1 pseudogene is annotated in these 252 nt (G+C 55.2%); it reads right to left on the bottom strand.

What is annotated here, in order from left to right:
- Positions 1-125: pseudogene (locus tag F2P44_RS34805) on the bottom strand (IS5/IS1182 family transposase); the annotation flags it as partial.
- Positions 126-252: the final 127 nt, after the last annotated feature.

Raw genomic sequence — 252 nt, 5'->3', positions numbered from 1 at the left:
ATGTGCGACAGCGGCACGGCGGCGCGGCTGTCATGCATCGACGCAGAACACAGCAAGGCGGCGATGGGAACGCCACAATCGGCAGTATCAATGTGCAGCTTGTACCCATTCCAACTGGTCTTGTAACGTAAGCGCGCCATAAACCCCAGACTTGTGGCATAGCTGCGGCTGCAGCATTCTTTCCCCATCTAATTTTATGTGGGACAAGGATGAAAAAGGACATGCAATTCTGGGCGGCGCATGTTGCGGCGA

It is taken from the genome of Massilia frigida (assembly GCF_011682175.1).
Classification (GTDB): Bacteria; Pseudomonadota; Gammaproteobacteria; order Burkholderiales; family Burkholderiaceae_D; genus Telluria_A; species Telluria_A frigida.
Note: the sequence above shows the minus strand (reverse complement) of the source record. Positions and strands in the feature narration are given on the sequence as shown.